Consider the following 6,586-nt stretch of genomic DNA (forward strand, 5'->3'; position numbering starts at 1 on the left):
GCCGCGACCGGCCACGGCCGAAGCGGCTAGTACCGCTCGCCGTACCGGGCGAAGGCCCGGGTGAAGGTGGCCGTCCCGGAGGTCATGGCCCGGAGGTCCACCGCGTAGCGCAGCAGCTCCTCGGCCGGCACCTCGGCGCGGACCACCGTGCGCCCCGCCGTCCCCGTCGGTTCGGTGCCCAGCACCCGGCCCCGGCGCGAGGACAGGTCGCCGAGGACGGCCCCGAGGTGGTCGTCGAGGATCGTGACGGCGACCTCGTCGACCTGCTCGAGCAGCCGCACCCCGCACGCCTCCGCGGCCTCGCGCAGGGCGAGTGCGCCCGCGGTCTGGAAGGCCGCGTCCGAGGAGTCCACGCTGTGCGCCTTGCCGTCGACGAGCGTGGCCCGGACGTCGACGACGGGGTGCGGCGGCGCGTCCGGACCCTCCGCCGGCGCGGTGAGACCCCGCTCGAGCTGGGCTCGGATGCCCTTCTCGACGCTCGGGACGTACTGCGTCGGCACCGACCCGCCGACCACGGCGGACTTGAACTCGAAGCCGGACCCGCGGGGGAGTGGCTCGAACTCGACGTGGCAGATCGCGTACTGGCCGTGCCCGCCGGACTGCTTGACGTGCCGGCCGGTCACCTTCGCCTTGTGGTCGAGCGTGACCCGCATCGGCACCCGGACCGGCTCGGTCTCGACGTTCGCCCCGGCCTCGCGCAGCCGGGACAGCACGACGTCCGCGTGCGCCTCGCCGGTGCACCACAGCACCGTCTGGTGCGTCTCCGGGTTGCGCTCCAGGATCAGCCCCGGATCGGCGGCGACCAGCTTGCCCAGGGTGCGGGCGAGCGCGTCCTCGTCGCTGCGGTCCTTGGCCACCACGGCGATCGGCAGCAGCGGCTCGGGCAGGTCCCAGGCGCGCAGCAGGAGCGGGTGGTCGGCGTCGGAGACGGTGTCCCCGGTCTCGGCGCCGGCCAGCTTGGTCAGGGCGCAGATGTCCCCGGCCACGCAGGCCTCGGTCTCCTGCAGGGTGGAGCCGAGCGGGGAGTAGAGGTGGCCGAGCCGGTCGTCGGAGTCGTGCCCGGGCGGGAACGCGCCGGCCTCCTCCGGGCTGGTGCGGGGCGCGGGGACGTGCCCGCTGACGTGCACCGCCGTGTCCGGCCGCAGCGTCCCGGAGAACACCCGCACCAGCGAGACGCGCCCGACGTAGGCGTCGGCCGAGGTGCGCACGACCTCGGCGGCGAGCGGGCCCTCCGGGTCGGCGGTGAGCGGCTCGTGCGGGCCGCCGTCGATCGTCGTGACGGGCGGCAGCGGGCGCTCCAGCGGCGAGGGGAACCCGCGGGAGAGCACCTCGAGCAGGGCGTCGAGCCCCACCCCGCTGGCGGCGCACACCGGCACGACGGGGTGGAAGGACCCGCGCACGACGGCCGTCTCCAGGTCCTCGATCAGGGCCGCGGTGTCGATCTCCTCGCCGCCGAGGTAGCGGTCCATGAGCGTCTCGTCCTCGGACTGCTCGATGATCCCCTCGATCAGCGTGGCCCGGGCCTCCTCCGCCCCGGCCGGCGCCGCGCCCTCGGGGGTCTGGCTGAGCAGGCCGTACAGGCCGTCCTCGATGGGGAGGTAGAGCGGGGCGACCCCGCCGAACGCCTCCTGGCACGCGATCTGGGTCGCCTCGACGTCGGCCCGCGCCTGGTCGCACCGCGCGACGACCAGCGCCCGGGGCATGCCGACGGCGGCGCACTCCTCCCAGAGCGCGATCGTGCCGGGGTCGATGCCCTCACCGTCCGCGCCGGCGATGGCGGGGACGACGAAGAGTGCGGCGTCCGCGGCCCGCAGGCCGGCGCGCAGCTCCCCGACGAAGTCCCCGTACCCGGGGGTGTCGATGAGGTTGATCTTGAGGTCGCGGTACCGGACCGGCGCGACGGCGAGCGTGACGGAGCGGTGCTGGCGGACGGCGGCCGGGTCGTGGTCGCACACGGTGGTGCCGTCGAGCACGCTGCCCTGCCGGGGGATCACGCCGGTGTGCGCGAGCAGCGCCTCCACCAGCGTCGTCTTCCCCGAGCCGGACGGTCCGACGAGGGCGACGTTCCGGATCAGCGCGGGATCGGTGACCGGGGCCCCGATCCCGTCGGATGCTCTGCGCTGGCCGGTCTTGGGGTCCGATCTGACGGTCATTGCGACCACCTCCGCGGGGGGTGCACCTCGTTGTGCTGTGGGTCACAAGCGATTCCACTCCCCTCGGCGCGCGGGCACAACCCCGCGCACAGGGTCCGCCTCAAGGGTTGCCCAATCCACCGCCGCCGCGCGCGAGGTCGCGCACCGGCCGCGAGTAGGGTCGGAGGCCGTGCCCATTCCCGGTCCCGGATACGCCATCACCGTCCGCGTCGAGGCCCCGGCCTCCGCCAGCGCCGCCGGGGATCTGGCCGTCGCGGTCGGCAACGTCGGCGGGGTCGTCACCGCCTTCGACGTCGTCGAGTCCCGGACGGCCACGATCGTCGTCGACCTCTCCTGCAACGCCCTCAACCAGGACCACGCCGAGGAGATCACCGCCGCGCTCGGCGCGGTGCCCGGCGTGCACGTGCGCAAGGTGTCCGACCGGACCTTCCTGATCCACCTCGGCGGCAAGCTCGAGGTGCAGTCGAAGGTCGCGCTGCGCAACCGCGACGACCTCTCCCGCGCCTACACCCCCGGCGTCGCCCGGGTGTGCCAGGCGATCGCGGCAAACCCGTCCGACGCGCGCCGGCTCACGATCAAGCGCAACACCGTCGCCGTGGTCACCGACGGCTCGGCAGTGCTCGGGCTGGGCAACCTCGGCGCGGCCGCGGCGATGCCGGTGATGGAGGGCAAGGCGGCGCTGTTCAAGCGGTTCGCCGGCGTCGACGCCTGGCCGGTCGCCCTGGACACGCAGGACACCGAGGAGATCATCCGCACGGTGCAGGTGATCGCCCCGGCCTACGGCGGGATCAACCTCGAGGACATCGCCGCGCCGCGCTGCTTCGAGATCGAGCGCCGGCTGCGCGAGATGCTCGACATCCCGGTCTTCCACGACGACCAGCACGGCACCGCCGTCGTCGTGCTCGGGGCGCTGCGCAACGCCCTGCGCGTGGTGGGCAAGAAGATCACCGACTGCACCGTCGTGGTGTGCGGCGTGGGCGCGGCCGGGTCCGCGATCATCCGGCTGCTGCAGTCGGAGAAGCCCGGCGACGTGCTCGCCGTGGACATCGACGGGATCGTGCACCCCGACCGGCCCGGGCTCGACGAGAACCTGGCCTCGATCGCCCGGCAGACCAACCACCAGGGCAAGCAGGGCTCGCTGGCCGACGCGCTGGTGGGGGCGGACGTGTTCATCGGCGTCTCCGCGCCGAACCTGTTCGGCGCCGAGGAGGCCGCCACGATGGCCGACGACGCGATCGTGTTCGCGCTGGCCAACCCGGACCCGGAGATCGACCCGTCGGTGGCGATGCACCACGCCGCCGTCGTCGCCACGGGCCGCTCGGACTACCCGAACCAGATCAACAACGTGCTGGCCTTCCCCGGCGTGTTCCGCGGGCTGCTCGACGCCCAGGCCCACGACATCACCGACCGGATGCTGCTGGCCGCCTCGGCCGCGATCGCGGACGTGGTGGCCGAGCCCAACGCCTCGTTCATCGTGCCCAGCGTGTTCGACCCGGCGGTGGCCCCCGCGGTCGCCGAGGCGGTGCGGCACGCCGCCCAGGAGGCCGCCCGGGTGGGCGAGGTCGCCGCCGGCCAGTAGCCGCGACCCGCGGGTCGCGCCGTCGGCTCCCGCGAGTAGGGAGCTCCGGCACCGCGAGTCGGGAGCTCCGGGGCGGTGGGGCGTGAGCCGCAGCACCTCCGGGCCCGGGCGGCGGAGGTCCGGCGCGACAGCGCCTACCCTGGTAGACGTGGTGATCGAGCAGTGACCGGAGCCTCCCCGACCCTCGGCGTCCTGGCCCTCCAGGGCGACGTCCGCGAGCACCTCGCCGCCCTCGCGGCGACCGGCGCGAAGGCCGTCCCGGTCCGCCGTCCGGCCGAGCTGGCCACCGTCGACGGGCTGGTGATCCCGGGCGGCGAGTCGACCACGATGAGCCGGCTCCTCGAGGTCTTCGAGCTGCTCGACCCGCTGCGCGACCGCATCGCCGACGGGATGCCGGCCTACGGCTCCTGCGCCGGCATGATCCTGCTCGCCGGCCAGGTGCTCGACGGCCGCCCGGACCAGAAGCAGCTCGGCGGGCTCGACGTCGTGGTGCGCCGCAACGCCTTCGGCCGCCAGGTCGACTCCTTCGAGACCGACCTCGCCTTCACCGGCGTCGAGGGCGGTCCCGTCCGCGCCGTGTTCATCCGGGCGCCCTGGGTCGAGAAGACCGGCGACGACGTCGAGGTGCTGGCCGAGGTCCCGGCCGTCACCAGCTCGGGCGAGGACGCCGGGGCCGCCGCGGGGCGCGCGGTCGCGGTGCGGCAGGGCACGGTGATCGCCACCGCCTTCCATCCCGAGCTCACCGGCGACGGCCGGGTGCACGCGCTCTTCGCGGACGTCGTCCGGCAGAGCTGACGGGGCTCTCAGTCCCTCGCGACCGGGTGCCGTTCCGCGGCGGCCCGGCCCTCCCGCAGGAACGCGAGCAGGGCGTCGACGTCCGGCAGCCCGTCAGCGGGGCGCAGGGCGCCGAACGGGGCGTTCCAGAACTCCCCGCGCCGGGGCTCCCACGGGCCGACGTAGGCGTACGGGGCCGGGTGCGCGGCGTCGCCGGGGGAGACGCCGTAGTTGACCCGGTCGGCCGTCACCCCCAGGTCGAAGTGCTCGGGCCAGAGCACGGGCTCGCCGAGCGTCCGCAGCGCGGCGTCGCCCCGGGCGAACCAGTCCGCGAGGTGCTCCACCGCGGTCGGGTCGACGACGAGCGGCTCGTCCGGACCTATGCCCGCGCCGTCGGAGTAGAGCCCCTCGGGGGGTCCGACCTGCACACCCGCGGCCTCGGCGAGCTGCCGGCACGTGCCGGCGAGCGGCGCCCGCCCGCCTCGCCACACCAACTCGGTGTGCTCCACCCGCAACCCGAGAAGGGTGCCGCCGAACCCGCCGGGCGTCACCTTCAACCGGATGGTGCCCGTGGCCCGGTACTGCGGGCCCGCGATCACCGAGTCCGCCACCGCGTGCAGCGCCCGCCGCGTCGACTCCAGGATCCGCTCGTCCATCCCGTCCTCCCCGCCTCCGGGACCGTGAGCTAGCTAGCGGCCCTCGGCGTCGCGCAGCTGGCCGTCGATCCAGGGGTCGAAGGACCGCTGCCGGCCCTGGTCGTCGACGTACCCGCAGGCCCGGTTGGTGATCTCGTCCGGGTTCGCGGGGTCGCCGAACTCCGGCGGGGACTGCAGGTCGCAGGTGTAGAGCGGCGCGGGTGCGCCGGTGATCGTCACGGTGAGCGGGGTGTCGGCGGTGGCGGTGCCCGTGAACAGGCTCCCGACCGCGGTGCCTCCGGTGGCGAACACGGCGGCGCCCGCCGCGGCCCACCCGAGCCGCGCCGCGGACCGCTCGCGGCCCCGCATGCTGTGCTTCCCCATCTCGCACCCCCTCGGCGTCTCCACCGGTGACATCGCACGAGCCGCGGCGAACGTGAACGCGCGGCCCGGTTCTTCACCGGTGCCGGTGAGTTACCCAGTCGGCCCGTAACGAACCGGGCCGCCGATGTGATGAACACGGGTCGCGACGGGGTGTCCGTGCCGGTGACGGGCCCGCCGGTACCATCGGAGGATCCGGCAGGAGCCCCGCGCGGGCCCTGCGTGCCCGCCTGACCGCGTCGCGGGCACACGCGCGAGTTCAGGAAGGACGGGGCAGCCGATGAGTGGCCACTCCAAATGGGCGACGACGAAGCACAAGAAGGCCGTCATCGACGCCCGCCGCGGCAAGATGTTCGCCAAGCTGATCAAGAACATCGAGGTCGCGGCCCGGACCGGCGGCGGTGACCCCGACGGCAACCCGACGCTCTACGACGCCATCCAGAAGGCGAAGAAGAGCTCGGTGCCCAACGACAACATCGACCGCGCGGTCAAGCGCGGCTCGGGGGCGGACGCCGGCGGCGCCGACTACCAGACGATCACCTACGAGGGCTACGGCCCCAGCGGGGTCGCGCTGCTGATCGAGTGCCTCACGGACAACCGCAACCGCGCCGCCACCGAGGTGCGCACGGCGATGACCCGCAACGGCGGCACCATGGCCGACCCGGGCTCCGTCGCGTACCTGTTCACCCGCAAGGGCGTCGTCGTGCTGCCCAAGGGCGACCTCACCGAGGACGACGTGCTCATGGCGGTCCTCGAGGCCGGCGCCGAGGAGGTCAACGACCTCGGCGACAGCTACGAGGTCGTCTCCGAGGCCACCGACCTGATCGCGGTGCGCACGGCGCTGCAGGAGGCCGGCATCGACTACGACTCGGCCGACCCGACCTTCCTGCCGTCCATGCAGGTCGAGCTCGACGCCGAGGCCGCCAAGAAGGTCTTCCGGCTGATCGAGGCCCTCGAGGACTCGGACGAGGTCCAGAACGTCTACGCGAACTTCGACGTGTCCGACGCGGTCCTCGAGGAGGTCAACGCCTGAGCGGACACGTCGAAGTCCGCGTCCGCGGCTG

The 6,586-nt window shown here is 74.1% G+C and carries 6 protein-coding genes; 3 read left to right on the top strand and 3 right to left on the bottom strand.

Annotated features, from left to right (window positions below; translation table 11 throughout):
• Positions 1 to 26: 26 nt before the first annotated feature.
• Positions 27 to 2,153 (bottom strand): elongation factor G-like protein EF-G2, encoded by a 2,127-nt coding sequence (locus tag ACFQH9_RS29035; protein WP_379571095.1) that lies wholly within the window; start codon positions 2,151 to 2,153, stop codon positions 27 to 29.
• A gap of 169 nt (positions 2,154 to 2,322) precedes the next feature.
• Here ACFQH9_RS29035 and ACFQH9_RS29040 point away from each other — a divergent pair, with 169 nt between their 5' ends.
• Together ACFQH9_RS29040 and pdxT are read left to right on the top strand one after the other, a co-directional pair.
• Positions 2,323 to 3,732: an NAD-dependent malic enzyme gene (locus ACFQH9_RS29040; protein ID WP_379571097.1), complete on the top strand. Its 1,410-nt coding sequence runs from the start codon at positions 2,323 to 2,325 to the stop codon at positions 3,730 to 3,732.
• A gap of 162 nt (positions 3,733 to 3,894) precedes the next feature.
• Positions 3,895 to 4,527 (top strand): pyridoxal 5'-phosphate synthase glutaminase subunit PdxT, encoded by a 633-nt coding sequence (pdxT, locus tag ACFQH9_RS29045; protein WP_379571099.1) that lies wholly within the window; start codon positions 3,895 to 3,897, stop codon positions 4,525 to 4,527.
• Between the two features lie 8 nt (positions 4,528 to 4,535).
• Here the strand turns inward: pdxT and ACFQH9_RS29050 are convergent, their stop codons facing one another.
• Both ACFQH9_RS29050 and ACFQH9_RS29055 read right to left on the bottom strand, forming a co-directional pair.
• Positions 4,536 to 5,162 carry a hypothetical protein gene (locus tag ACFQH9_RS29050; RefSeq protein WP_379571101.1) on the bottom strand — a complete coding sequence of 209 codons (627 nt, stop codon included), beginning with the start codon at positions 5,160 to 5,162 and terminating at the stop codon, positions 4,536 to 4,538.
• A gap of 33 nt (positions 5,163 to 5,195) precedes the next feature.
• Entirely contained in the window at positions 5,196 to 5,525 is a 330-nt protein-coding gene (locus tag ACFQH9_RS29055; RefSeq protein ID WP_379571103.1) for a hypothetical protein, read from the bottom strand.
• A gap of 277 nt (positions 5,526 to 5,802) precedes the next feature.
• On the opposite strand from ACFQH9_RS29055, the gene ACFQH9_RS29060 reads away from it, so the two are divergent.
• Complete coding sequence (locus tag ACFQH9_RS29060; RefSeq protein WP_379571105.1) at positions 5,803 to 6,555, top strand: YebC/PmpR family DNA-binding transcriptional regulator; 753 nt, start codon at positions 5,803 to 5,805, stop codon at positions 6,553 to 6,555.
• Positions 6,556 to 6,586: the final 31 nt, after the last annotated feature.

This window comes from Pseudonocardia lutea (assembly GCF_042658055.1).
In the GTDB taxonomy this organism is placed as follows: Bacteria; Actinomycetota; Actinomycetes; order Mycobacteriales; family Pseudonocardiaceae; genus Pseudonocardia; species Pseudonocardia lutea.